Annotated in this window: 21 protein-coding genes, 1 tRNA gene and 1 riboswitch; of the genes, 13 read left to right on the top strand and 9 right to left on the bottom strand. The window is 53.6% G+C overall.

Annotated features, from left to right (window positions below):
- The first annotated feature begins 3 nt into the window (after positions 1–3).
- From QWY27_RS01560 to QWY27_RS01540, 5 genes are all read left to right on the top strand, one after another.
- On the top strand, positions 4–429 hold the full coding sequence (locus QWY27_RS01560; protein ID WP_290194024.1) for a F0F1 ATP synthase subunit epsilon: 426 nt from the start codon (positions 4–6) through the stop codon (positions 427–429).
- A gap of 203 nt (positions 430–632) precedes the next feature.
- Positions 633–1,628, top strand: a complete 996-nt coding sequence (locus QWY27_RS01555) for a hypothetical protein (protein ID WP_290194023.1) — start codon at positions 633–635, stop codon at positions 1,626–1,628.
- A 66-nt stretch (positions 1,629–1,694) separates the two neighbouring features.
- A complete protein-coding gene (hemE, locus tag QWY27_RS01550; RefSeq protein WP_290194021.1) occupies positions 1,695–2,765 on the top strand; it encodes a uroporphyrinogen decarboxylase in 1,071 nt (356 codons plus the stop codon).
- Positions 2,766–3,100: 335 nt separating this feature from the next.
- Positions 3,101–5,194 (top strand): primosomal protein N', encoded by a 2,094-nt coding sequence (locus tag QWY27_RS01545; protein ID WP_290194019.1) that lies wholly within the window; start codon positions 3,101–3,103, stop codon positions 5,192–5,194.
- Between the two features lie 9 nt (positions 5,195–5,203).
- Positions 5,204–7,258: a UvrD-helicase domain-containing protein gene (locus tag QWY27_RS01540; RefSeq protein ID WP_290194017.1), complete on the top strand. Its 2,055-nt coding sequence runs from the start codon at positions 5,204–5,206 to the stop codon at positions 7,256–7,258.
- On the opposite strand, the gene QWY27_RS01535 is transcribed toward QWY27_RS01540, so the two are convergent.
- Together QWY27_RS01535 and QWY27_RS01530 are read right to left on the bottom strand one after the other, a co-directional pair.
- Positions 7,255–8,418 carry a M20 family metallopeptidase gene (locus tag QWY27_RS01535; protein WP_290194015.1) on the bottom strand — a complete coding sequence of 388 codons (1,164 nt, stop codon included), beginning with the start codon at positions 8,416–8,418 and terminating at the stop codon, positions 7,255–7,257. The genes QWY27_RS01540 and QWY27_RS01535 overlap by 4 nt on opposite strands.
- A 21-nt stretch (positions 8,419–8,439) precedes the next feature.
- A complete protein-coding gene (locus tag QWY27_RS01530) occupies positions 8,440–9,318 on the bottom strand; it encodes an NAD(P)H-hydrate dehydratase (RefSeq protein ID WP_290194014.1) in 879 nt (292 codons plus the stop codon).
- A gap of 120 nt (positions 9,319–9,438) precedes the next feature.
- Between QWY27_RS01530 and QWY27_RS01525 the strand changes: the two genes are divergently transcribed.
- Positions 9,439–10,953, top strand: coding sequence for a 3-hydroxyacyl-CoA dehydrogenase (locus QWY27_RS01525; RefSeq protein WP_290194012.1), 1,515 nt, complete (start codon positions 9,439–9,441; stop codon positions 10,951–10,953).
- 102 nt (positions 10,954–11,055) lie between these two features.
- On the opposite strand, the gene QWY27_RS01520 is transcribed toward QWY27_RS01525, so the two are convergent.
- A complete protein-coding gene (locus tag QWY27_RS01520) occupies positions 11,056–11,946 on the bottom strand; it encodes a c-type cytochrome (protein ID WP_290194010.1) in 891 nt (296 codons plus the stop codon).
- 210 nt (positions 11,947–12,156) lie between these two features.
- Between QWY27_RS01520 and QWY27_RS01515 the strand changes: the two genes are divergently transcribed.
- Positions 12,157–12,231, top strand: a tRNA-Arg gene (locus QWY27_RS01515).
- Positions 12,232–12,242: 11 nt separating this feature from the next.
- On the opposite strand, the gene gshA is transcribed toward QWY27_RS01515, so the two are convergent.
- Positions 12,243–13,808, bottom strand: a complete 1,566-nt coding sequence (gene gshA, locus QWY27_RS01510; protein ID WP_290194008.1) for a glutamate--cysteine ligase — start codon at positions 13,806–13,808, stop codon at positions 12,243–12,245.
- Between the two features lie 132 nt (positions 13,809–13,940).
- Between gshA and QWY27_RS01505 the strand changes: the two genes are divergently transcribed.
- On the top strand, positions 13,941–14,447 hold the full coding sequence (locus QWY27_RS01505) for a hypothetical protein (RefSeq protein WP_290194006.1): 507 nt from the start codon (positions 13,941–13,943) through the stop codon (positions 14,445–14,447).
- Here the strand turns inward: QWY27_RS01505 and QWY27_RS01500 are convergent.
- Positions 14,366–14,656 carry a helix-turn-helix domain-containing protein gene (locus tag QWY27_RS01500; protein ID WP_290194004.1) on the bottom strand — a complete coding sequence of 97 codons (291 nt, stop codon included), beginning with the start codon at positions 14,654–14,656 and terminating at the stop codon, positions 14,366–14,368. The genes QWY27_RS01505 and QWY27_RS01500 overlap by 82 nt on opposite strands.
- Before the next feature lie 211 nt (positions 14,657–14,867).
- Positions 14,868–14,947: riboswitch (SAM riboswitch) on the top strand.
- On the opposite strand from QWY27_RS01500, the gene metX reads away from it, so the two are divergent.
- From metX to QWY27_RS01485, 3 genes are all read left to right on the top strand, one after another.
- Entirely contained in the window at positions 14,937–16,178 is a 1,242-nt protein-coding gene (metX, locus tag QWY27_RS01495) for a homoserine O-succinyltransferase MetX (RefSeq protein WP_290194002.1), read from the top strand. It overlaps the preceding riboswitch by 11 nt.
- Positions 16,175–16,807 (top strand): methionine biosynthesis protein MetW, encoded by a 633-nt coding sequence (metW, locus tag QWY27_RS01490; RefSeq protein WP_290194000.1) that lies wholly within the window; start codon positions 16,175–16,177, stop codon positions 16,805–16,807. The genes metX and metW overlap by 4 nt, the downstream gene beginning before the upstream one ends.
- Positions 16,804–18,090: a muropeptide transporter gene (locus QWY27_RS01485; RefSeq protein ID WP_290193998.1), complete on the top strand. Its 1,287-nt coding sequence runs from the start codon at positions 16,804–16,806 to the stop codon at positions 18,088–18,090. The genes metW and QWY27_RS01485 overlap by 4 nt, the downstream gene beginning before the upstream one ends.
- A 31-nt stretch (positions 18,091–18,121) precedes the next feature.
- On the opposite strand, the gene QWY27_RS01480 is transcribed toward QWY27_RS01485, so the two are convergent.
- A complete protein-coding gene (locus QWY27_RS01480; protein WP_290193996.1) occupies positions 18,122–18,916 on the bottom strand; it encodes an exodeoxyribonuclease III in 795 nt (264 codons plus the stop codon).
- 67 nt (positions 18,917–18,983) lie between these two features.
- Between QWY27_RS01480 and pyrE the strand changes: the two genes are divergently transcribed.
- Entirely contained in the window at positions 18,984–19,655 is a 672-nt protein-coding gene (pyrE, locus tag QWY27_RS01475) for an orotate phosphoribosyltransferase (RefSeq protein WP_290193994.1), read from the top strand.
- 1 nt (position 19,656) lies between these two features.
- Here pyrE and gatB read toward each other — a convergent pair whose 3' ends face one another.
- Genes gatB through gatC form a run of 3 tightly spaced genes read right to left on the bottom strand, consistent with a single transcriptional unit; the run spans position 19,657 to position 22,956 of the window.
- The gene (gene gatB / locus QWY27_RS01470; RefSeq protein ID WP_290193992.1) at positions 19,657–21,114 is read right to left on the bottom strand and encodes an Asp-tRNA(Asn)/Glu-tRNA(Gln) amidotransferase subunit GatB; all 1,458 of its coding nucleotides are present in this window, start codon (positions 21,112–21,114) and stop codon (positions 19,657–19,659) included.
- Complete coding sequence (gene gatA / locus QWY27_RS01465; protein WP_290193990.1) at positions 21,114–22,646, bottom strand: Asp-tRNA(Asn)/Glu-tRNA(Gln) amidotransferase subunit GatA; 1,533 nt, start codon at positions 22,644–22,646, stop codon at positions 21,114–21,116. The genes gatB and gatA overlap by 1 nt, the downstream gene beginning before the upstream one ends.
- Before the next feature lies 1 nt (position 22,647).
- Positions 22,648–22,956, bottom strand: a complete 309-nt coding sequence (gatC, locus tag QWY27_RS01460; protein WP_290193988.1) for an Asp-tRNA(Asn)/Glu-tRNA(Gln) amidotransferase subunit GatC — start codon at positions 22,954–22,956, stop codon at positions 22,648–22,650.
- Between the two features lie 151 nt (positions 22,957–23,107).
- Between gatC and QWY27_RS01455 the strand changes: the two genes are divergently transcribed.
- Positions 23,108–24,151 (top strand): rod shape-determining protein, encoded by a 1,044-nt coding sequence (locus QWY27_RS01455; protein ID WP_028816863.1) that lies wholly within the window; start codon positions 23,108–23,110, stop codon positions 24,149–24,151.
- Positions 24,152–24,182 lie beyond the last annotated feature (31 nt).

Raw genomic sequence — 24,182 nt, 5'->3', positions numbered from 1 at the left:
GTCATGGCTACCGTCAAAGTTGACGTCGTCAGTGCAGAGAAATCTCTCTACTCTGGTGTCGCAAAATTTGTAGTTCTGCCTGGTGAGTCGGGTGAACTGGGTATTCTGCCCGGTCACACCCCACTGATTTCACGCATCCGTCCCGGACTGGTTCGCATTGTCCTCGAAGACGACTCTGAAGAGACGATTTTCGTGGCGGGTGGCCTGCTTGAAATTCAACCCGGTCATGTGACTGTGTTATCGGATACCGCCATTCGTGGCGGAGATCTGGATGCTGAAAAGGCCGAAGCCGCTCGCATCGCTGCCCAGGAAGCGCTTGCCAATGCAAAAGACAAAGCAAGCATGGATGTCATGCAAGCCGAACTCGACATGTTGGCTGCGCAGGCAAATGCTGCACGTCGCATACGCGAGTTGATCAACAAGCAGTAATCGCTATGTGACTTCGATCTTGATGCTTTGCAAATCAGCTAGTGCAAAGCAGCTAGAGAATCAAAAAAATACACGCTCTCGGGCGTGTATTTTTTTGTCTCTTTGACGCCTTGTTCATGCGTATTTATCCCAATGCGTTGATTCCGACTATTGCAAAACTTCGGCCATATTTACTCTAAAGAGTTTTGTCGGAGTGAAAATCAATGCGACAGCAAATCGATTGCGCTGCTTTGGTACTTGCAGCACATCAGTCCTGGATGTCACAGGTCTTAAAAGACCTTGAGCCAGCACTTGGCAGAGTCAAACTTCACTTGCTTGAGTGGGAAGCAGGGCACGATCTTGATCTTGAACAAGACCCCGGGCTCGATTCGAGCGTCAGTCTGCCTATTGAAACTCTTGCACAAGCGAGAATCGGTCTTAGACGCTACGACGCTTTGTTGATCCCGGTCACAATGGAAACCTTGAGCTGGACGAGGCAAGCGTTTGCAGCCATTCCTAGAGGGCCTTTCATTCCTCTTATTGGAGTGTTACGAGATATGCGCTCGCCTGCAATTCAAGATTTGATGGAGATTGGAATGTCGGATTTCATCCGGTTACCAGTGTGCCCGGATGAGTTCAGAGCGAGATTGTTGAACGCGGTATCTTTCGATCCCAGACCAGGCGGTTTGCGTGAACCCAGTTTGAATTATCGGCAGTCCATTGCACTTGCGCGTGGCGTTTTGCCAGTAATGAATGAACATTCATTACTCGAGTGGCTCAAGAAAACTCAGTTTAAAAGATCTCAGCGTCAAACTTACCCTGAAAAACATGTCAAAAATGCTTTGGCAGGTATTCTTCCACCAGATCCTGCAGACCAAGAGGATAGGCCAGAGTATGTCATCAACATCCAAGATGAAAGAGGGTCACAGGAAGGACCCGGTCAAACTGAACAAGTTGAGCACAATCGAAACTCTGAATCGATACCGATTACGCATCGCGGCTCAATGAAGGTGATGAAGGCCAAAATTATCGAAGAGTTTGAACGTGAGTACATCATTGAAGCGCTCATTCAAAATAAAGGGAACATTGGTCTGGCGGCTACGCATGCGGGTAAACATAGACGCGCATTTTGGGCACTCATGATCAAATATGAAATTGATGCCGCTGATTTCCGTCAAAAGAAACGCGCCTCAGGTGGAACGGCAAGAAGGGAAGGGTAAAATGCACCCATTGATCCAAGGTGTGCGCCTGTCATGGGTTGCCAATTGCCCGAACAAAGGAATAACGTGTCTGTATCCCCGTTAAAAAACGATTTGCTGTTGCGTGCGCTCATGCGCGAGTCTGTGCCCTACACGCCAACTTGGCTCATGAGACAGGCGGGCCGTTATTTGCCTGAGTACAACGCGACACGCGCCCGTGCGGGATCCTTTATGGGTTTGGCTCAAAATCCTGATTATGCAGCAGAGGTCACGCTGCAGCCGCTAGAGCGTTTTCCTTTGGACGCGGCAATTTTATTCTCCGACATTTTGACTGTGCCGGATGCGATGGGTTTAGGCTTATCCTTTGCGCAAGGTGAAGGCCCGAGATTTGCACATCCGATCCGTCACGAGGAGGACGTCGCGAAATTAGCCGTTCCGGACATGTCGAAACTGCAATATGTATTTGATGCGGTACGAGTCATACGGCGACAGTTGGATGGACGTGTGCCTTTGATTGGTTTTGCCGGCAGCCCATTTACCGTGGCATGCTACATGGTCGAAGGCAAGGGGAGTGACGACTATCGCTTGATCAAGAGCATGTTGTACGCAAGACCGGATCTGCTTCATCGTATTCTTCAAATTAACGCCGAGACAACCGCCCAGTATCTCAATGCTCAGATTGATGCCGGTGCGCAGGCGGTGATGATTTTTGATAGTTGGGGTGGTGTCTTGGCTGATGGATTGTTTCAACAATTCTCCTTGCACTACACCACACAGGTCGTGAAAGCCCTCAAGCGTCAAAATGAGGGTCGTCAGGTACCTGTGATTGTTTTCACCAAAGGTGGCGGTCAGTGGCTTGAATCGATCGCCGCGTGTGGTGCGGATGCGGTGGGTCTGGATTGGACAGTCGATCTGGCGGCCGCAAGACGACGTGTTTCAGATTCGGTCGCCTTTCAAGGAAACCTTGATCCAATCGCCTTGTTTGGTGGTGAGCCTGCTATCCGCCAGGAGGTCAGGCGGGTACTTGATAATTTCGGCCCTGTAGGCAAGGGTGGGCATGTGTTTAATCTGGGCCACGGTATCTCCCAGTTCACTCCTCCAGAGGCTGTTGGCGTTCTGCTCGACGAGGTTCGTGGATATAGCAAGAAGATGCACTGATTCGCGACCTAAAAGTGAACAATCATGCGCCTTTTCAAGGAAAAACCGCTGCAATCCTGCACCATACTGAGTCAGTTGTGCACAGCGGTAAAAATCTGCGGGAAAGCCCTAGAATTAGAAAGTCAATTCTATGATAGATATGTAACTAATTGATATATATATAAAAATATTGTTGATTAGGCTTTGTTAGGCATAGAGATTGTGATAACTAGCCTAAACGATGTACTGAAGTGCTACGGTTTTCCCCAAAGTTATCCACAAGCTGTGTCATCATTTTTTCGAAGACATGATGTGTCAGTCTTTTAGCTTCAAAATCAAGAAACAACATTAAGTACATGTCAGATTCGTGTCATTCATCGTCGGACGAAGAGGCCTCTTTTGAGGTCTGGATCCGCGTGGCGTTGGATGTTCCGCTAGAAGGTCCCTTTGACTATCGCTGCACGGCGGAGGTGATGATCGGTGACCGGGTCATCGTTTCTTTTGGGCGTAGAAAGATGATCGGTTTGGTCGTGGATCTTCCACAAGAACCTGGCTGTGATCCGAGTGTTGTGAAAGCCGCGGAAGCAGTTCTTAGAGATATTGCGCCTTTATCGGCAAGTTGGCTGAAGTTTGCCAAGTTTGCCGCAGACTATTATCAGCGTCCTTTGGGTGAAGTGGTGATGCCTGCCCTGCCGGTCGCACTGCGTAGCCTGAGCGCCTATCAGGGCAAGCGCTCTGCAGGAGGTCCGGTCGTGCGTCTGGATCAAAAACGCGCACCAAAATCCAAGCCGACGGAGTCCACACAAGCGCCACAGCTCAATGATGCACAGCAATCTGCGGTCGAGGCGATTGCAGCCGCCCAACAATTTCAGACATTTCTTTTATATGGCGTGACGGGTAGTGGCAAGACAGAGGTTTATCTTCATGCTGCTGCTCAAACATTAGCCCAAGGTAAACGGGTCTTGTTATTGGTCCCGGAGATCAACTTGACCCCTCAGTTTGAGCAGTCATTGAGGGCGCGTCTTGAACCTGTGGCGGGCGTTGGGGGTGTTGCCGTCTTGCACAGCGCGCTGTCCGATGGCGAGCGTTTAAGGGCGTGGTTGCGCGTCCAGCGTGGTGAGGCGAAAGTCGTTTTAGGCACGCGCCTGTCGATCTTTGCACCGATGGACGACATTGGCTTGATTGTGGTCGATGAAGAGCACGATCCTTCCTACAAGCAACAGGATGGTTTGCGTTATTCCGCGCGGGATCTGGCTGTCTGGAGGGGGCATGACCTGAAAATACCGGTTGTACTGGGCTCCGCCACACCTTCACTTGAAAGCTGGGTGCACGCTGAGAAAGGAAACTACAAAAGGCTGGATTTACCTGGGCGCGCACGCGAGGTGACCTTGCCTAGTGTTCGGCTGGTCGACACGCGACGCCTGAAGATGGAGCATGGTCTGTCTGTTCAGCTTTTGGATGCCATGCGTGCGCGACTCGCAAAGGGTGAACAGGTACTGATTTTTTTAAATCGTCGGGGCTATGCACCGGCTTTGCACTGTACCTCTTGTGGATGGGTGAGTCAGTGTCCGCGCTGTACGACCTTTACCGTCTTGCATCGAACGACAGCAGTGCGTCATCAACTGCATTGTCATCACTGTGGTTTTCAGCAACGCGTTCCGCAGTCGTGCCCGGATTGTGGCGATCAGGATATGCAGCCGATCGGTCGTGGTACACAACGCATAGAAGAACATTTAGGTTTGTTGTTTCCAGAGGCGCGTGTGGCGCGTATCGATGCGGACAGCACGCGCAAAAAGGGTAGCGCCCAGGCGCTCTTTGCAAGCGTGCATGCCGGTGAAGTTGATATTTTAGTGGGTACGCAGATGGTGGCCAAAGGCCACGATTTTGCAAATCTTGGCTTGGTTGGCGTCCTCAATGCCGATGCGATGCTGTTCTCGCAAGATTTTCGTGCGCCGGAAAGGTTGTTTGCCCAATTGATGCAGGTCGCTGGGCGTGCGGGTCGGCACACTGGGCATGGTGAGGTCATCGTACAGACCGGATATCCTGAACAGTCGGTGTATCAGGCTTTGCTTAAACATGATTACTCGGGTTTTGCGCGACATACGATGCGTGAGCGAGAGGCGGCGATGCTGCCGCCATTTTCTTATCAGGCTTTGCTGAGCGCCGAGGCGCGTGACTTGAATGTTGCGCTCGGATTTTTACAAGCGGCACGGGATGCCGCGCAAAGTTTGTTGGAAACGCAGCAAACAGAAGCGGTCGTGAGTTTGTATGACCCTGTTCCGCTTCGCATTGTCCGGGTCGACAATATGTGTCGTGCGCAGTTATTAGTCGAGGCAACGCACCGTCCTGCGCTACAGGCACTGTTGAGAAACTGGCTCACACAGCTTGAACATCATCCTGATCTGCGTCGAGTACGATGGCAGCTTGAAGTTGATCCGCTAGAAATTTGATTGGTCTTTATGTCGACGTCTTTTACTCATGGTCTGAACCAAGTGCAGCGCGAAGCGGTGCTGTATCTGGATGGACCATGTCTTGTGCTTGCAGGAGCAGGTTCGGGCAAGACGCGTGTGATCACTCAAAAAATCGCTTATCTATTGTGTGACTGCGGTTACCCTGCCCGAAACGTACTGGCACTGACCTTCACGAATAAAGCTGCGCGTGAGATGGAGGATCGCGTGAAACGACTCGTGGATCCATCTATTGCGAAAGGTCTGACAATCAGCACGTTTCACTCTCTTGGCGTGAAAATTTTGCGCGAAGAGGCCCGGCACGCAGGCCTCAAGCCCCAGTTTTCGATCTTTGATTCGGATGATGCCTTGGCCATTATTCAGGACCTGTTGGCGACGACTGACCGAGGCCGTTTGCGTGCTGTGCAGCAAACTATTTCACTCTGGAAAAACGCCATGCTGGATCCTGATACGGCGGCAAATATTGCCTCGTCGCCCAGCGAGATCGAAGCCGCGCGGATTTATCGAAGCTATCAAGCAACCTTGGCTGCCTATCAGGCTGTGGATTTCGATGACTTGATTGCCATACCCGCTCAAATCTTTGAGCGCAGTGCCGAGGCCCGTGAGAAATGGCAAAAAAAGGTACGCTACCTTTTGGTGGACGAATACCAGGATACAAATGTTTGCCAGTATCGCCTCGTGCAATGGCTAACAGGTGCGCGTGCGATGTTTACCGCGGTTGGGGACGATGATCAGGCGATCTATGCCTGGCGTGGCGCGACGATTGAAAATCTTGCCAAGCTCACGACTGACTATCCGCAGATCAAACTGATCAAGCTCGAGCAAAACTATCGTTCGAGTCAAAGTATTCTTGCGGCAGCCAACCATGTGATCACTAAAAACCCCAAACTGTTTGAAAAGAAGCTATGGTCTGAGCATGGGATGGGTGATGCGATTAGTGTGACGGCAATGACGAGTGAAGAGGTGGAGGCTGAGAACGTCGCCATGAAAATTTCAGCCGCGCGTTTTGAAAAACAGGCTGCGTGGAAGGATTTTGCGATTTTGTATCGCAGTAATCATCAGTCACGTATTGTCGAACAGGCGATGAGAAACCTTCACATTCCCTATACGATTTCGGGTGGCCAGAGTTTTTTTGATAAAGCGGAAGTGCGCGATGTGCTGGCCTATCTTCGACTGATCGCTAATGAAGATGATGATCCTGCCTTTATTCGTGCCGCAACTACCCCTAAGCGGGGGATTGGGCAGGCGACACTTCAGACGCTCGGACAATACGCAGGGGAAAGGCATATTTCCCTTTTTGAGGCTTTGTTTGAACAAGGCATTGAGCCGCGTCTGAACGCACGGCAGCTTGAGCCGCTCCGAACGTTTGGAGAGTTCATTAGCCGGATTCAATATCGCGCCGGTCGAGTCGAATCAGGTCAGACAGTGCATCCGGCAGAGCCCGCAGGTGTGATCCTGGATGATCTGCTCAGTGCCATTCAGTATGAGCGTTATCTCTATGACATTCTGGATGAAAAGCCTGCGCAGTCTCGTTGGCAAAATGTGCTTGAGCTTGTTGGTTGGCTCAAACGTAAAGCTGAGGCCGATAGCATGGGCCTGCTTGATCTCGTTCAGCATGTGGCGCTAGTCACAATGCTCGAGCGCAGTGAAGAGGAGGAACCTGATGCGGTCAAGCTCTCCACGTTACACGCTTCCAAGGGCCTGGAATATCCGCATGTGTATTTGCTTGGTGTCGAGGAAGGTTTGTTACCGCATATGGGGCGAGATGATGAGGATGTCGATCCTGCCAAGGCCGCCGATGCATTGGCTTCACGCATTCAGGAGGAGCGGCGTTTGATGTACGTGGGTATTACGCGTGCGCAGCGTAGCCTGCATTTGAGCTGGTGCCAAAAGCGCAGGCGTGCGCGCGAAGATCTTGTGCGCGAGCCTTCGCGCTTTATTGAAGAGATGGGATTGTCCAATGCATCGCTCCAGCTTCAACCGGATACGATGAGCCCCAAAAATCGCCTCGATATGCTCAAGGCGATGCTGAACAAAAAAAATTAAGAGAGGCTGGCGAGTGTATTGCGCCAGAATTGCAGCCTTCTGGGAAGCGTGGATACAAAGATATGTTCGCGCAGAGTATGTGCGCCGTCCCCTTCAGCGCCCAGGCCGTCAATGGAGGGACAGCCGATCGCCGCAGTAAAGTTCGCATCGCTTCCCCCTCCCGATACAGGGGCCTCTTCGAGCGTAAAGCCCGCTGCGTCAGCGAAGGGCTTGAGCTTCTCCAGGAGTTGTTCAGCGGCGGGTGATTTGACCATTGCAGGTCGATTGAGCTCGACCTCTATTTGGAGGGTGACATCCGGATCGACGGGTTTGAGCGCTTGCATCCGGGCCAAGACCTCTAGTCCCGTTGCTTCGTCAGGGATGCGGAAGTCCACCATGATTTCGCAATGGGCAGGGACGGTGTTCGTGACGCTGCCGCCACGGATCGTTCCAACACTGACGGTGATGCCACGGCTGTAATCGGTCATGGATTCAAGAGCGAGTATTTGATGCGCCATTTCGCGAATCGCACTGCGGCCTTTTTCATGGGCCATCCCCGCATGAGAGGGTCTGCCTGTGATGGAGAGTTTGAGCATGCCCGTACCTTTGCGGCCCGTCACGCAGCGACCGCCATTCGGACGAGCAGGTTCCGGCACTAATGTGTAGACCGCGCGCTTGGCAAAGGCTTCAATGTGTTCGCGTGAAGCATGACTTCCGACTTCTTCGTCGGGGACGAGTAGAAAGTCGACTGGCATGGGCGTTGAGCCTGGTTTGGAAAACTCGCCAAGAGCGGTCAGCGCTAAAAACGTCCCACCCTTCATGTCAAAGCTGCCTGGCCCGTAAAGCTTGTCATCCTCGATGCGACATGGGTTCGTCTGAAGCGTGCCATGTGGATGCACGGTGTCAATGTGGGCCAGTAGTAGCAAGCCGGGCCGTGTATCTCCGTTCGCGCGGTTGGTAGCGTGAATAAGGGGCAGTTTGGTCGGTCCGATTTCGCTGAGTGTGACGGTCAGGCCTGCATCTTTGGCTTGTGCGACAATAATTTTCGCCATCTTGTGGACCGCAGCAGGATCGCTTGAAGGTGACTCACACTCGATCCAGGTCTTGGTCCCTGCAGCTAGGGCTTGTGCTTCAGGTGTGATGGCTGGACGGTCGAGACCTGGTGCTGTGGCGGTATTCATGATGTTCCTTGTCAAGGGCAGTTATTTTTGATTCTGTTGAAAAGATACTCGATTTCTGAGTTTTCTGATGGCGTCTGGAAGCTCCCCGGCTGTTAATCCAATCGGACCACAACCTTCAGATACGAGCATATCGGCCGCGGCGCCGTGCAGCCAAACGCTACCGGTAATGGCTTGTTCGGCAGGGATCCCTTGCGCAAGAAGGCTGCCTAGCAAGCCACTCAGCACATCACCTGTCCCTCCGGTTGCCAGTCCGACGTTACCAGTGGTGTTGACCTGCCAGTGTCCGTCAGGCGCGCAGACAATCGTCCCCGCACCTTTGAGAACAACCCAGGCGTTATAGCGGCGAGCAAGTGTCTGCGCGGCATTGGATCGGTCTGCCTGAACTGAGTGGGTATCAGTTTGAAGTAGTCTCGACGCTTCGGTGGGATGGGGGGTCAGCACGACAACGCCCGGTCCCCACGAAGCAGTGATGTCGCCCCGTGCGAGAGCGTTGAGCGCATCAGCATCCAGGACCAGAGGTCGCGCGGCACGAGTGCGCAGTAGCTGTTTGAGCAGGTCAAGTGCTGCAGGTGTCTGACCGAGACCGCAGCCTGCGACCCAGGCATCCATGGTTGCAGCCTGCTCGATGAGTGTGTGCGCGTCATGCAGCATCAACTCGGGATTGAGAGGGTCATAGGCAACAGGTGACGGCGTCTGTGTCACGGCGAGATAGGTTTTGCCAACGCCACTTTTGAGTGCAGCCCGTCCCGCTAGAATGATGGCGCCCGTCATCCCGCTCGAACCGCCGAGTATGGCCACAGAGCCAAAGCTCCCTTTGTGCCCTTGTGGATCGCGGGCGGCGAATATGCGCGGAAACTGTTGCTCCGTGATTGGACTTCCACTCGAGTCGCTTTGTGTCATAGAGGCAAGCCGTGTTTGAGGGTTAAGCGTCGTTTGGCTGGAGACCGAAATGACGAGAGCTTTGATTATGACTATTATGCAATAGCTAGAGTTTGACTTAACTTGATTTCAGGAAATCATATGAAACCGATTCAGACAGTGGGTGTCGCCGGTGCGGGTGCAATGGGAAGAGGGATCGCGCAAATCGCGGCTCAGGCAGGCCTGCGAGTGAAGTTGTTTGATACGAATCCTGCGGCGCTCAATTCCGCACGCGATACCCTGACTCAGACTTGGACCATGTTGGCCAATAAAGGGAAAATGACCCTCGAGCAGGCGCATGAAGCCTTGGGAAAGCTCTATTTGATTGATGAGCTTGAAGATTTGTCGGATTGTGATTTGGTGATCGAGGCCATTATTGAGCGGCTCGATATTAAACAAACCTTTTTTAAACAATTAGAGTCGGTCGTTTCCGCGGATTGCATTCTTGTTTCAAATACTTCCTCGTTATCCATCACTTCGATCGCGGCCGGTTGCGCACATCCCGCGCGCGTAGCGGGCTATCACTTTTTTAATCCTGTTCCTCTGATGAAAGTGGTTGAGGTGATTGACGGTTTACGAACCGACCCCGCAGTCGGTGATGCCTTGATGAGCTTGTCAACGCGGATGGGACATACGCCTGTTCGAGCCAAAGACATGCCCGGATTCATTGTCAATCACGCGGGTCGCGGGATGAACACCGAAGGTTTGCGCGTGGTTCAGGAAAATGTCACAGATTTTGTGACGGTTGATAGCATCATGCGTGAGCAGGCCGGATTCAAAATGGGACCCTTTGAGTTGATGGATTTAACTGGACTGGATGTGTCACATGCTGTGATGGAGTCCATTTATCGTCAGTTTTATGAGGAACCACGCTTTAAGCCTTCACCAATCGGTACGGTTCGTGTGGCAGGCGGTTTGTATGGTCGCAAGAGTCAGGGTGGGTTTTACTCATACGAAGATGGTCAAAAGCAATCCGTCATTGAGCCTGCTGCCCCGGCTATAACGGGACCGGTCAAGGTCTGGGTCAGCCGGGCACATCCTCAGGGCCACGAGAGAGCGGAAGCATTACTTAAAAGACTGGGTATCAAGGTTCAGGGGGGGCACCAGCCGGACGTGGATAGTCTCATCGTTGTGACGCCCTATGGCGAGGACGTATCCACCTCGGTTTTTAAACAAAAACTGGATGCCGCCCGCACAGTCGGTCTGGATACTTTGCATGATTTTGAACAGACGCGTCGACGCACCCTGATGGTTTCACCCGCCACCCATGCAAATTATCGAGAGATGGCCCATGCCATCTTCGGTAGCGACAACGTGCGAGTCAGTGTCGTAAGGGATTCAGCAGGTTTTGTGGCGCAGAGAATCGTCGCCATGATTGTCAATGTTGCCTGCGACATTGCACAGCAAGATATCGCCACTCCGCAAGATATTGACCGAGCGGTGAATCTTGGTTTGGGTTATCCAAAGGGACCTCTGGGTCTGGGAGATGCGCTGGGCGCAGAGAATATTCTGGAAATCTTGCGCAATATGCAAGACGTAACGGGCGACCCGCGGTATCGTCCAAGCTTGTGGCTGCAACGCCGCGTCCAGCTTGGCATCTCTTTATTGAAAGTTTGAAGAGACGTGAAACGGTGATCAGAAAGTAGTGGTTATAAAGTAGCGGTTATAAAGTAAAACGCCCTCTTAAAAGAGGGCGTTTTAATGTGTGGGGCGTCAAGCTTACTTGGCCGCATCCACCATGTACTGTGTAGCCGCGCGTAAATCAGCGTCGCTTGCACCAGCAGCGCCACCCTTGGCTGGCATGATGCCTTTGCCTGCGATGACAGAAGCAACCATTGCATCCATGCCTGTTGCAATGCGCGGAGCCCATGCGGCTTTGTCAGCAAACTTGGGGGCACCGGCGACACCTGCGTTATGGCAGGCTGCGCAAGCCTGTTTGTAGAGTTTTTCACCGACACCGTTAGTAGCTGCCGCGGCCGCAGGAGCAGCGGGTGCTGCGGCTGCCATCGCAGGTGCTGCGGCGACAGCAGCTACTGGGGCGGGTGCAGCAGCAGTTGCAGTTGCGGGTGCCGCAGCAGGCGCTGCAGCAGCATCGGCTGGCTTGGGCTCAGCAGGCTCAGCAAATTTACCACCTGCGCTGTTTGCCATATACACCACAGCACGCGCGATTTCAAAGTCATCAAGCGCCGGGTTGCCGCCCTTTGCAGGCATGGCGCCTTTGCCTTTGATCACACTGGCAACCATGGACTGAAGACCTGTAGCGTTCGGACCTGCCCAAGCGGCTGCATCAGCAAACTTGGGGGCGCCGGCGGCACCAGAGTCGTGACAGCCGGCACAGACCGCCTTGTAGACTTGCTCGCCAGTCTTGAATACTTTTGGACCGCTTGCATCGACGAGGTCTAGTCTGGCTATGGGTGCAATGCGTTTTTGGGTGGCTTCCGGGCCGAGTGTGTTAGAGCCTGCGCCTACCTGGTCACCGGCGGTGACGAGCTTGACCAGCAGAATGATGATGATGATTGGCACGATAAAAGACAACAAGATCGTGACGATCAGTTGCTTCGGTGTCTTGATAGGCGATTGATGCTCTTCGTGTGGCTGCGTATTGCTCATGACCAAATCCTGCGAGTCTTCGACCGGAAGCCTGAACGCACGGAGTAACGAATCACTCTTGTGGCGCAGGAAACCAGCCATAGTAGTTAGGCGGTTTTCTTACAAACCCAAGGATTATAGCGGCATCGGGCAACCTAGGTGGGAAAGACAGAAGCAATTACGTTTTGACGGGGGAGTCGTTGTACTTCTGCCGCTATAATTCGCCCTCTGGCGCCCGTAGTTCAATGGATAGAATAAGAGTTTCCGAAGCTCTCGATACAGGTTCGATTCCTGTCGGGCGCGCCAAAACAGGTCTTTCAGCCCGGTTTTTTCAGTGCAGCGTGAAAGCGCGCCACGTACTCATCAAAACTCTCTGTGTTACTGGCTTCAATTGCCTGTTGCTCCATGAGCGACTGGGTGGCTTGTGCCTGTGTGGCCGCGCGTTCCGCTGGGCTCAGACCCGCCTGCTTGAGTGCGCGGGCATGCGCGGCGCTTTGGGCAAGGGTAAAGTCATGAAAAGAAGTCTTGCTTGCGACAAGCTGCTCCAAAAACTTTGCGGATGGGGTGTTGGCGGGGTTCGCGACCTTTTCGCGCTGGGCAAGCACGGCCTGTTGATAACTTTGTGCGCCTAGCGCTCCGTCGAGTGTTTCCGCGCATCGTGCAATCTGGTCCAGCAGTTCGCTGGCCCAAGACTCAAGAGACACCTCTTGACCCAGTCTGGAGAGGTGGAGATTGGGTTGACGCCCCTTTTTGACGACTGTTGAAAAGTTTGCAGCACTTTCGGAACACCAGCCGCTATCGGCAAAAGGCGGACTTTCCTGAAGAGCGCAAAACAGCAGGAATGCATCAACAAAGCGAGCGGTGAGTGGCGAAATGCCTGTTGGCTGGCTTGGGTCGATATCAAGACAACGGACTTCAATGTATTGAATCCCGCGCTCAGCCAGTGCGGTGATCGGACGCTCACAGGGGCCCGTCGTGCGCTTGGGACGGATGCTCGAGTAAAACTCGTTTTCAATTTGCAAGACATTCGTATTGAGCTGAATCCATTCCCCGTTGCGGTGTGTGCCAATCGCCTGATAATCGGGCCAGGGTGTTGTCACGGCGTCATATAGGCGCTCTAAGAATGTCTTGAGGTCGTTGTAGCAAAGTTTGAGGCCGGATTGCGCTTTGTTTTGATATCCCAAGTCGCTCATGCGTAAGCTCGTGGCATGAGGCAAATACATCGTTTGCTCGTCAAGGGAGAGCAAATTAGCCGTTTGACCGCGCAAAAAGTCCTTCGAGAGAGCCGGTGAGGCGCCAAACAAATACATTAGGAGCCAACTGTATCGCGTGAAGTTGCGAATCAGGGAGATATAGCCCGCAGAACGTCGGTCTTGGAGAGTGGGTTGGGGCAGCTCGAGGAGCTCCCAGAGCGACTCATCGAAAGAAAAGTTGTAATGCAGTCCTGCGATGCATTGCATGGTGCGCCCGTAGCGCTCAGCCAAGCCTTTACGGTAGAGGTGTTTGATCATGCCGGTGTTCGAGGTGCCGTACCAGCCAATCGGTATTTCGTTGTCTGCCGGCAGGCGCGCAGGCATGGAGTGGTTCCACATGATCTCGTCGGTCAGTGTGTTGGCGACGATGCGGTGCACCTCGTCAAGCTCTGCCATCAGGCTGTCGACGTTCGTGTGTGTACCGGTAATCAGCTCAAGCAGGGCCTCTGAGTAGTCCGTGGTGATGCGCGGGTGTGTCAGCGCCGAGCCTAAAGCGACGGGGTGCGGACGCATTGAAAGCGCGCCGCGCAGATCCACGCGAAGACCCTCTTTTTCAATGCCGCGCAGCGACTTCCCGAGGATCTCGGGATGGGATTGGAGGGTGGCAAGACGTTGAGTCAGTATGGACACGGGAAAACCTATTGCTGAAGCGAATCAGTTCATTTTAAGGGAAGTCGCACTTTACCCCTCTGGGGCAAAAATAGAGGACAATTTACGTTTGTTTGACTGGTCGTCTTCAAACAGTATTCATAAAGGCAAGTTGTGCGTACATTCCTGACCCTCACCCTTATATGCCTATCAGCGCTGTGGCTGAGCGCTTGCACACCCGAGTACAACTGGCGTGAGTCGACGGTGGCCGAAGAGCGGGGCGTCATCATGTTTCCTTCCCGCACCCAAACCGAGCAGCGCCCCATTGAAATTGACGGGCTGAAAGCCAGTTTTTCCTTGACCTCTGCCGCAGTGGGCGAGTCGGTCTTCTCGGTGGGGTTTATTGCCTTGCCGGAATCAATTACGCAGGAAAAAAGCCAGGCGTTGGTCAAAACCGTCGTTTCCGCATTGTCAGCCCGCGCTGGCAAGCAAGCGCCTGAGGCAGCGCTGAAAGGTGAGATCTTCACGCTGGATACAGTCGTTGCCAATAAGCCTTCGTTCATGATGGCCAGAGTGGTAGTGCATCGTGGCATGCTGATTCAGGTCGTGGTCTCTGGTCCGAAACAATCTCTTTCAAATGAAAATGCGCTGGAGTTCGTGCGTTCGCTCCGGTTGAGGTGAGGATTGCCGGATAACAAGCCAAGCCGCATGGCGCGTGCCACGCCCGCTTGTCTGCCAAAAACTGTCAGTTTGCGGCAGGCATTGAGAAGGTGAAAGTTGACAGTTCGCTCGGAGAGACCAAGAATCAGCCCGATTTCCCAGCTGGTCTTGCCTGCTGAGACCCATTCCAGGCATTGCAACTCTCGTCCGGATAGACGTGGATGTGTCATGAGTAAAGATCCCCAGTGGACGCAAATGATAATTTGTTAGTTTGAGCGTTCATGACTCTAATTAGAATGCGCAGAACCCCTGTGATGGTGCGTTCATTTGTAAGTAGTTGTTTATATTGATGCAAGGTTGTAACCAAACAAGTAGAGCAATCAGGCCACAAAGTCGACTATGCGCAGGGCTGCCAAGTCGCCCTGTCGATGTTAAACTTCACAAACAGTTGGCGCCGATTTGCTCGATCCGCTTGCGGGCGCCTCATAAATCCCGCTAAAGAAGGTCCGTATGCCTGATTCGTCCAGCCACAAGGACGCGAACTCCGCACAAAATACCCATCCAACGCCTGTTGGCTCGGTGGGTGTCGTCCACACACAGTTTTTGCATTTTGATGAACCCCTGTCGTTAGCAAGTGGTCACACTTTGCAGTCTTATGATTTGGCGATTGAAACGTATGGCACATTGAACGCAGAAGCAAGCAATGCTGTGTTGATTTGTCACGCGCTAAATGCTTCGCATCACGTGGCGGGCATTTCGGCAGAAAATCCAGATGACATTGGCTGGTGGGACAACATGGTGGGCCCAGGCAAGCCTGTGGATACCAATGTGTTTTTTGTAATTGGTGTCAATAATCTCGGTTCTTGTTTTGGTTCGACAGGTCCCGCCAGTATTCGACCTGAAACGGGCAAGCCTTGGGGGGCTGCATTTCCAGTATTAACTGTCGAGGATTGGGTGCTCGCACAAGCGCGTGTTGCCGATCGACTAGGGATTCAACGTTTTGCCGCGGTCATGGGCGGATCGCTTGGCGGGATGCAAGCGCTGAGCTGGGCCATTACCCTGCCCGAGCGTGTGGCCCATTGTGTTGTCGTGGCAAGTACGCCCCGTTTGTCCGCGCAAAACATTGGTTTTAACGAAGTCGCTCGCCGTGCCATCATCACCGACCCGGATTTTCACGGAGGCGACTATTACGCACACAACACTGTGCCTCGACATGGTTTGTCTGTTGCCCGAATGATCGGTCACATTACGTATTTGTCCGATGACGATATGGCTGAAAAATTTGGACGCACACAGCGCGAGCCTGCCGCCAACGGTGCGTATCACTATGGCTACGGTGTGGAGTTCGAGGTTGAGTCCTACCTACGCTATCAGGGCGAGAAATTTTCAAAGTATTTCGACGCAAATACTTATTTGCTCATTACACGGGCGTTGGATTATTTCGATCCTGCCAAGCGGACGGGGGGCGATTTTGCGCGAGCGATTGCTCCCGCACAAGCCGATTTCCTATTGGTTTCTTTTACGACGGATTGGCGATTTCCCCCGGAGCGTTCCAGGGAGATCGTACAGGCCTTGCTCAAGAACGGGCAGCCGGCGACCTATGCCGAGATTGACGCACCGCACGGCCATGACGCATTTTTGCTGGATGACGCGCGCTATCACAGCCTGATGCGCGCGTATTTCCTGCGTATTGCTTCGACTCTGCAGGCGTCTGGCGCATCGGCCAATCCTTCAGACGAGGTGCGTCCATGAGCGAGCAACTCAAATTGAGCGGTCAAACACTTGAAGGTCATTTGCGCGGTGACTTGGCTCGGATCGCCCAGTGGGTCCGTCCAAACAGTCGGGTGCTGGATTTGGGCTGTGGAGATGGTGCGCTGCTTGCGCATTTAAAACAGTCTAAACATGTCCAGGGTGTCGGAGTTGAGATCAGTGATGACCGTGTGTTGAGCTGTGTCAAACGGGGTGTGCATGTGATACAGCAAAACCTCGAGGACGGTTTGGCGATGTTTGATGATCAGCAGTTCGATACGGTCGTACTTTCTCAAACTCTGCAGTCGATGCACAATACGGAACATATTTTGCGTGAAATGGCGCGAGTGGCGCGTGAGGGCATCGTGTCATTTCCCAATTTTGGTTATTGGCCGCATGGATGGTCGATTTTGCGGGGGCGTATGCCTGTAACGGGTCAGATGCCTTATGACTGGTACAACACACCGAATATCCATCTGTGCACGTTAAAAGACTTTGAACGTTTGGCGGCCACACTCCGATTTACTATTTTGGAGCGTGCAACGTTTAACGATGAGCGCGAGGTCAAAGTATTGGCCGGTTGGCGCAGCACACTGGCGGCATATCGTTTTAGCGCGAGTCGCGTGACATGAGCACCCAGAGCGCTCAGCCGACTGGAACTGAGGCGCAGACCATTCCTGCCTCAAAGCTTTATACCAGCAGGCGCGTCGCTCCATTGCTTGCGTTGGGCTTTGCCAGTGGCTTGCCTCTTGCGCTGACAGGTGGGACCTTGCAGGCCTGGGCGACGCTCGAACAAGTGTCCTTGCAGGAAATCGGTTTTCTCACACTCGTTGGGACTGCGTACACGCTGAAATTTTTGTGGGCGCCCCTGATTGATCGCTATGCGCCTCCTTTTTTGGGTCGCCGACGCGGTTGGATGCTTGTGATGCAATTGTTGCTCGCGCTGGGCATCATGCTGATGGGACTGATGTCGCCCGGTCAACGTCTGTTGCCGCTCGCTTTGCTCGCTGTCGCTGTGGCATTTTGTTCTGCCACGCAAGATATTGCCTTTGATGCCTATCGTAGTGATGTGTTGCGCAAGGAAGAGCGGGGCGCGGGGGCGGCCTTATCCGTTCTCGGGTATCGCCTGGCGATGCTGACTTCGGGTGGGTTGGCATTGATTTTGGCGGATCAGTGGTTGGGTTGGGGACATACTTACATGCTGATGGGCGCACTGATGCTGATTGTCGCCCTCGCAACGCTCTGGGCTCCTGAGCCTGAAGTGCCTGCGCAGACCCCGCATTCACTTTCGCGCGCTGTCTTTGAACCGTTTAAAGAGTTTTTTGGTCGCCCCGAAGCCCTGACTGTATTGGTGTTGATTGTGCTGTACAAACTTGGCGACGCCTTTGCAGGGGCGCTCTCGACAACCTTTTTATTGCGCGCGGCGCAATACACGGCGACAGAGGTGGGTACGGTCAACAAACTGCTCGGGTTGACTGCGACAATTGTCGGGGCGCTAACGGGTGGTGCGTTGATGGCCAAACTAGGTCTCTATCGCTCTTTGATGCTGTTTGGTTTGTTGCAGGCGGTTTCCAATCTGGGATTCTGGGTGATTTCGGTGGGGCCGCATAGTGTCTGGTTAATGGCAGCCGGCGTCGGGCTTGAGAATTTGTGTGGTGGTATGGGGACGGCAGCTTTCGTCGCCTTGTTGATGGGCCTCTGTAACAGAGAGTTTTCAGCGACCCAGTTTGCTTTGCTCTCGGCGCTGTCTGCGGTCGGCCGAACCTATCTGGCGGGACCGCTCACCCCACCACTGGTGGAGTTTGCGGGTTGGCCCAGTTTCTTTTTGATGACTGTCGCGATCGCAGTGCCTGGTTTGCTGCTGTTGTGGTGGCGTCGTCGTGATATCGAACGCATAGATGCTGCGGGTGTTTGAAACGTAAGCGCCTGAATGATTGCCCTGACTTTTAAGCACCGAGAGTGAAGTCGTAATCGATTGTGAACGGAGCGTGATCGGAAAAGCGCTCATCTTTGTAAATACTGGTTGAGCGGGCTGTGGCGGCAATCCCCGGTGTGGCGAGTTGATAGTCCAGGCGCCAGCCGACGTTCTTTGCCCAGGCCTGGCCCCTGTTGCTCCACCAGGTGTACTGGTCTGGCCGTGGATCAAGCTGCCGAAACACATCGATAAAACCAATCTTCTCGATCGTATGGGTCATCCAGGCGCGTTCTTCGGGCGTAAAGCCGGAATTTTTTTGGTTTGACTTCCAGTTTTTCAGATCGATTTCTTTGTGGGCGATGTTCCAATCTGCGCAGATCACATATTCGCGCTTGGTTTTTTTGTGATCGTCCATCAGCTCCTGCAGCCATGGACCGAATTTGTCCAGAAAACGGAATTTCGCTTCTTGACGCTCTGGACCGCTTGACCCGGAGGGCAGGTACGCACTGACAACCGTGAGACGAGGCCAGTCCGCACGGATCACCCGACCTTCTTGATCAAATTCAGGACAGTTAATCCCGGTTAGCACGCGCTCAGGCTGTTGTTTCAGATAGATCCCGACCCCGCTATAGCCTTTCTTTTCTGCCGGACAGAAATGGCCCTTGTAGTCCAGCGGGTGCTGGTAGTCCTTGTGAATATCCGTAAGATGCGCTTTGAGCTCTTGCAGACAAAGAATGTCAGCCTGATGTGTTTTAAGCCATTCGAGGAGACCTTTGTTGTAGGCAGAGCGAATACCATTCAAATTCAGTGAGGTGATGCGCAGCAAGGCGGGACTCCTGGTCGGTGAGATAATGTCGAGTATTGAAAGCTGAGTTGAAACTGAGAGGAATACTATGTCGCAGGGTGCTGATCGTCGAGAATTTGTACAGTTTGCCTTAAAAGAAGGTGTGCTGCGTTTTGGCAGCTTCGTGACAAAGTCCGGTCGTACGAGTCCTTATTTCTTTAACGCCGGACTCTTCAATACGGGCGCTTCTGTTGGCAAGCTCGCTCAATTTTATGCGCAGGCGTTGATCGATTCAAAGTTGCCCTTTGACATGTTGTTTGGGCCTGCCTACAAAGGCATTCCTCTGGCGACGGCTACTTCGGTCGCCTTGGCCACTCATGCAGGGATGCAGGGCCGGGATGTGCCTTTTGCTTACAACCGCAAGGAAGCAAAAGATCATGGCGAGGGAGGCGTGTTGGTCGGTGCGCCACTCAAGGGCAAGGTTGTCATCATTGATGATGTGATCACGGCTGGCACCTCGGTCAAGGAGTCGGTTGAGATCATCCGGGCCGCAGGAGCCGAGCCTTGTGCCGTCCTGATCGCAATGGATCGGATGGAGCGCGCGGGACCTGACGGCGCACTGTCACAACATTCCGCTGTTCAGGAGGTGCAACAGCGCTATGGTTTACCGGTCGTCAGTATCGCCTCCCTGACTGATATCCTCGGGCTGCTTGAAAATAACGCAGAGTTCGCGTCCTACCGCGAGTCAGTGCTTGCTTATCGCAAGCGTTACGGGATTTGAATTAACCATCGAGCTTGGCTTTCAGCAAGTCATTGACTTGTTGGGGATTAGCCTTGCCCTTGGCTGCCTTCATGATCTGACCGACTAGGGAGTTGAAGGCTTTTTGTTTACCTGAGCGGTATTCAGCCACGATGGCCGGATTGTCAGCCAAGACTGTATCGACCATGGCTGCAATCGCACCTGTATCGCTGATTTGAGTCAGACCCTTCGCTTGAATAATGGCGTCCGGATTTCCACCATGCTCGCCTGCCCACATCGCTGCAAAAACATCTCTTGCAATTTTGTTTGAAACGGTGCCATCAATGATGCGCGAGAGTAGGGCAGCAAGCGCGGTTGCCGAAACAGGGCATTCAGTGATGTCTTTTTCTTCGCGATTGAGAGTTGCAGACACTTCACCCATGATCCAGTTTGCGGCAAGCTTGGCTTGCCCAGTCGGCAACGAGGCGTTCACACTCTCGAAATAGGCGGCAAGATCACGGCTGCTTGAGAGTTGAGCAGCGTCCACAGGAGCAAGACCACACTCAGCGACAAACCGTGCGCGCAGCGCCGCAGGGAGTTCCGGCATTGTTTGGCGTACAGACTCGATCCAGTCTTGTGCAATGACGAGAGGAGGGAGGTCAGGATCAGGGAAATAGCGATAGTCATGCGCGTCTTCTTTGCTGCGCATGCTGCGGGTTTCATCTCGTTCAGAGTCATAGAGACGGGTTTCCTGCACAACCCGACCGCCATCCTCGATGAGTTCGATCTGGCGCCTGACTTCGTATTGAATGGCGCGCTCTAGAAATCTGAAGGAGTTGACGTTTTTGATTTCGCAACGCGTACCGAACTCCGCTTGACCGACGGGACGAACCGAAACGTTGGCGTCGACGCGGAAAGAGCCTTCTTGCATGTTGCCATCGCAGATACCTAGCCACATGACGAGACTGTGCAGGGCTTTTGCATAAGCAACCGCTTCGGCGGCAGAGCGCATTTCGGGCTCGGAGACGATCTCCAATAAGGGTGTGCCGGCTCGATTTAAATCAATCCCGGAGGAAGCTTCTCCATGCGGTCCCACAAAGTCGTCGTGCAGAGATTTGCCCGCGTCTTCTTCGAGGTGAGCGCGCGTGAGGTTGACGGTTTTTTCTTGATCACCCACAAAAAAGCTAATGGAGCCGCCCTGAACGACCGGGATTTCGAATTGGCTGATTTGGTAGTTTTTAGGTGAGTCTGGATAAAAATAATTTTTACGGGCGAAGATGGAGCGGGGGGCGATGGTTGCGCCGACAGCCAGTCCGAAGCGGATCGCCCGGTCAACAGCCGCTCTGTTCATCACGGGCAGCGAGCCGGGCAGCGCCAGGTCTACTTCATTGGCTTGCGTGTTGGGCAGTGCGCCGTAACGCGTCGAGCTTCCTGAAAAAATTTTGGTTTGAGTCGAGAGCTGGGTGTGTGTTTCCAGCCCGATCACAATTTCCCATGCCATTATGCTTGCCCCGCAATGCGTTGATGCCAGTCAGTGACTTGCTGATATTGATGCGCGACCGCCAGAAGTCTGCCTTCGTCAAAATAATTGCCGATGATCTGCAAGCCGATTGGCAATTGTTTGCCCGAGACGCCGGCACCGAAACCGCAAGGAATCGACATGCCCGGCAAGCCAGCGAGGTTTAGACCAAGCGTGTAGATATCTGCCAGCCAGTCGGCGGTTGGATCGTTTTGATTTTGATTGATGGGTTGTGCGACAGTGGGGGTCACCGGGCCCATGATGACATCGCAATGCTGAGTGAGTGCTGCTTGAAAGTCGTCAACGATCATTCTGCGCAAGCGCTGTGCCTGGAGATAATATGCATCGTAATAACCGTGAGAAAGCACGTACGTCCCGATCAGGATACGGCGTTTGACCTCTGTGCCAAAGCCTTCGGCACGCGACCGTGCCGTCATGTCAGCCAGGTCATTGTAGGATTCGCTGCGGTGACCGTAGCGCACACCATCGTAGCGGGAGAGGTTGCTCGATGCTTCGGCAGGCGCAATGACATAGTAGGCGGGTATGGATAACTCGGTACGTGGCAGTGAAATATCCACGCGTTGCGCGCCGAGTTTTTCAAACTGTTTGAGAGCGTTTTCGATGGCTTGGGCGACATCGTTTGAAAGGCCCGCACCAAAAAACTCCTTGGGTACGCCAATCCGTAAACCCTTTAAAGGTTGGGAAGCGTTGCCAGCGAAGCTGGATTCTGCATGGTTGAATTCGCTGCGAATCCGTCCCGGTGCATTGGCAACCCCTTTGCAGTGCTCGGCACTCGTGGAGTCTTTGCTGTCGAAGCCGCTCATTACGTCGAGTAAATCCACGAGATCCAATGCACTGTTGGCTAGAGGACCAGCTTGATCAAGACTGGAGCCGTAAGCAATCATTCCATAGCGGGATACTGCGCCATAAGTGGGTTTGATGCCGCTCACGCCACACAGCGCGGCAGGTTGTCGAACAGACCCGCCAGTATCCGTGCCTGTTGCCGCAATGACCAGTCTGGCCGCGACTGCCGCAGCGGAGCCGCCAGAGGATCCGCCTGGCACCGCGGAGGGATCCCAGGGGTTGTGGGTCGGCCCAAAGGCGGAGTGTTTGTTGCCTGAACCCATTGCGAATTCGTCGCAGTTTAGTTTGCCAAGCGTCACGCAACCAGCTGCCCGCAATTGATGAACCACCGTGGCGTCAAACGGGCTGGTGTAATGCTTGAGCATATTGCTACCAGCCGTGCTGCGCCAGCCTTGTGTCACAAAGACATCCTTATGTGCGATGGGCAGGCCTGTCAGGATACCGCCCCGTCCTTCAGCTAACGTGGCATCGGCAGCGCGTGCCTGGGCAAGTGTCAATTCGGCGTCGACATGAACAAAGGCATTGAGAGTTGCCGTTTCCTCAATTTTTCTTAGACAATCTTGGGCAAGCTCTGTCGCGCTGAGTTGTCGATTCGCGAGCGCCTTGCTGAGCGCGGCGATGGTTGGATAGAGCTGGAGTGCGTTTGACATCTTATTCAATGACCTTAGGAACCAGAAACAGGCCTTTGGAGGCCCCGGGGGCGTTAGCCATCAGGGCATCCCGCCGTTCGGTCGATGAGACTTCGGTGACGACATCGTCTCTCAGGCGCAAGTGGACGTCCGTGACTGAGGCAAGGGGGTGGGCCAAAGGTTCCACGCCTTGCGTGTCGACGGACTGGAGCGTTTCGATGATGCCTAGGATTTTGTTTAGATCGGTCTGAGCCTGAGCCTGTTGTTCCGGGCTGAGGTGAAGCCTTGCCAGGCGGGCGATACGGGCGACTTCTTGGTCGGTAAGGGCCATAAGACAGATTTAATCCATTCAGGAGGTCGGCCCGTGACTTTCCGGGCTTGACGAGCGCAAATCTTGCGATTGTGTTGAAGAATTATAAGTTATGATTACGGGCTAATCGCCGCATACTGCGTGCGTCAATTTTCCCTCTGGCTGGGCTCTCATGTTCGGATTCCTGCGTAGTTATTTTTCCAGTGACATGGCGATCGACCTCGGTACCGCCAACACACTCATTTACGTCCGAGGCAAAGGGATCGTTCTTGACGAACCCTCTGTTGTCGCGATTCGCCACGATGGCGGTCCCGGAGGTAAAAAAATCATTCAGGCTGTTGGTCGCGAGGCCAAGCAGATGCTTGGACGCGTACCTGGCAACATCGAAGCGATTCGCCCGATGAAAGACGGTGTGATTGCCGACTTTACCGTCACCGAGCAAATGCTCAAGCAATTTATTCGCATGGTGCACCCGCGTAACATGCTGGCGCCCAGTCCCCGGATCATTGTTTGCGTACCCTGCGGCTCCACTCAGGTTGAGCGCCGTGCGATTCGCGAGTCTGCCTTGGGTGCGGGCGCGAGTCGCGTCTATCTGATCGAGGAGCCGATGGCTGCCGCGATTGGTGCAGGTTTGAACGTATCCGATGCAAGCGGTTCGATGGTGGTGGATATCGGTGGCGGTACAACCGAAGTTGCTGTCATCTCCCTTGGCGGTATGGTCTATAAAGGCTCTGTTCGTGTGGGCGGTGACAAGTTTGACGAGGCGATCGTCAACTATATTCGTCGCAATTACGGCATGCTGATTGGTGAACCCACTGCGGAACTCATTAAGAAAGAGATTGGTTCGGCTTTCCCGGGTTCCGAAGTCCGTGAAATCGAAGTGAAAGGCCGAAATTTAGCCGAGGGCGTGCCGCGCAGTTTTACAGTGTCTTCCAATGAGATACTTGAGTCGCTGACGGATCCCCTGAATCAAATCGTCTCTGCGGTCAAAATCGCGCTGGAAAATACGCCCCCCGAGTTGGGCGCGGACATTACCGACAAGGGTATTGCCTTGACGGGTGGTGGTGCCTTGCTGCGCGACCTCGATCGTTTGCTACAAGAGGAAACGGGACTGCCTGTGATTGTTGCAGAAGACCCCTTGACCTGCGTGGTGCGCGGTTGTGGCGATGCATTGGAGCATCTCGAAAAGTTAGGCGCCATTTTCATTAACGACTGATCCGCCTGGCCTTTTTGAGGTTCGGGTGGCT

The organism is Zwartia vadi (genome assembly GCF_030410375.1).
GTDB classification, from domain to species: domain Bacteria; phylum Pseudomonadota; class Gammaproteobacteria; order Burkholderiales; family Burkholderiaceae_B; genus Zwartia; species Zwartia vadi.
Note: the sequence above shows the minus strand (reverse complement) of the source record. Positions and strands in the feature narration are given on the sequence as shown.

Coding starts and splice junctions, on each gene's coding strand:
- QWY27_RS01560 (WP_290194024.1), top strand. CDS start 4: ATGGCTACCGTCAAAGTTGACGTCGTCAGTGCAGAGAAATCTCTCTAC.
- QWY27_RS01555 (WP_290194023.1), top strand. CDS start 633: ATGCGACAGCAAATCGATTGCGCTGCTTTGGTACTTGCAGCACATCAG.
- QWY27_RS01545 (WP_290194019.1), top strand. CDS start 3,101: ATGTCAGATTCGTGTCATTCATCGTCGGACGAAGAGGCCTCTTTTGAG.
- QWY27_RS01540 (WP_290194017.1), top strand. CDS start 5,204: ATGTCGACGTCTTTTACTCATGGTCTGAACCAAGTGCAGCGCGAAGCG.
- QWY27_RS01535 (WP_290194015.1), bottom strand. CDS start 8,418: ATGAATACCGCCACAGCACCAGGTCTCGACCGTCCAGCCATCACACCT.
- QWY27_RS01530 (WP_290194014.1), bottom strand. CDS start 9,318: ATGACACAAAGCGACTCGAGTGGAAGTCCAATCACGGAGCAACAGTTT.
- QWY27_RS01525 (WP_290194012.1), top strand. CDS start 9,439: ATGAAACCGATTCAGACAGTGGGTGTCGCCGGTGCGGGTGCAATGGGA.
- QWY27_RS01520 (WP_290194010.1), bottom strand. CDS start 11,946: ATGAGCAATACGCAGCCACACGAAGAGCATCAATCGCCTATCAAGACA.
- QWY27_RS01500 (WP_290194004.1), bottom strand. CDS start 14,656: ATGACACATCCACGTCTATCCGGACGAGAGTTGCAATGCCTGGAATGG.
- metX (WP_290194002.1), top strand. CDS start 14,937: ATGCCTGATTCGTCCAGCCACAAGGACGCGAACTCCGCACAAAATACC.
- metW (WP_290194000.1), top strand. CDS start 16,175: ATGAGCGAGCAACTCAAATTGAGCGGTCAAACACTTGAAGGTCATTTG.
- QWY27_RS01485 (WP_290193998.1), top strand. CDS start 16,804: ATGAGCACCCAGAGCGCTCAGCCGACTGGAACTGAGGCGCAGACCATT.
- pyrE (WP_290193994.1), top strand. CDS start 18,984: ATGTCGCAGGGTGCTGATCGTCGAGAATTTGTACAGTTTGCCTTAAAA.
- gatB (WP_290193992.1), bottom strand. CDS start 21,114: ATGGCATGGGAAATTGTGATCGGGCTGGAAACACACACCCAGCTCTCG.
- gatA (WP_290193990.1), bottom strand. CDS start 22,646: ATGTCAAACGCACTCCAGCTCTATCCAACCATCGCCGCGCTCAGCAAG.
- gatC (WP_290193988.1), bottom strand. CDS start 22,956: ATGGCCCTTACCGACCAAGAAGTCGCCCGTATCGCCCGCCTGGCAAGG.
- QWY27_RS01455 (WP_028816863.1), top strand. CDS start 23,108: ATGTTCGGATTCCTGCGTAGTTATTTTTCCAGTGACATGGCGATCGAC.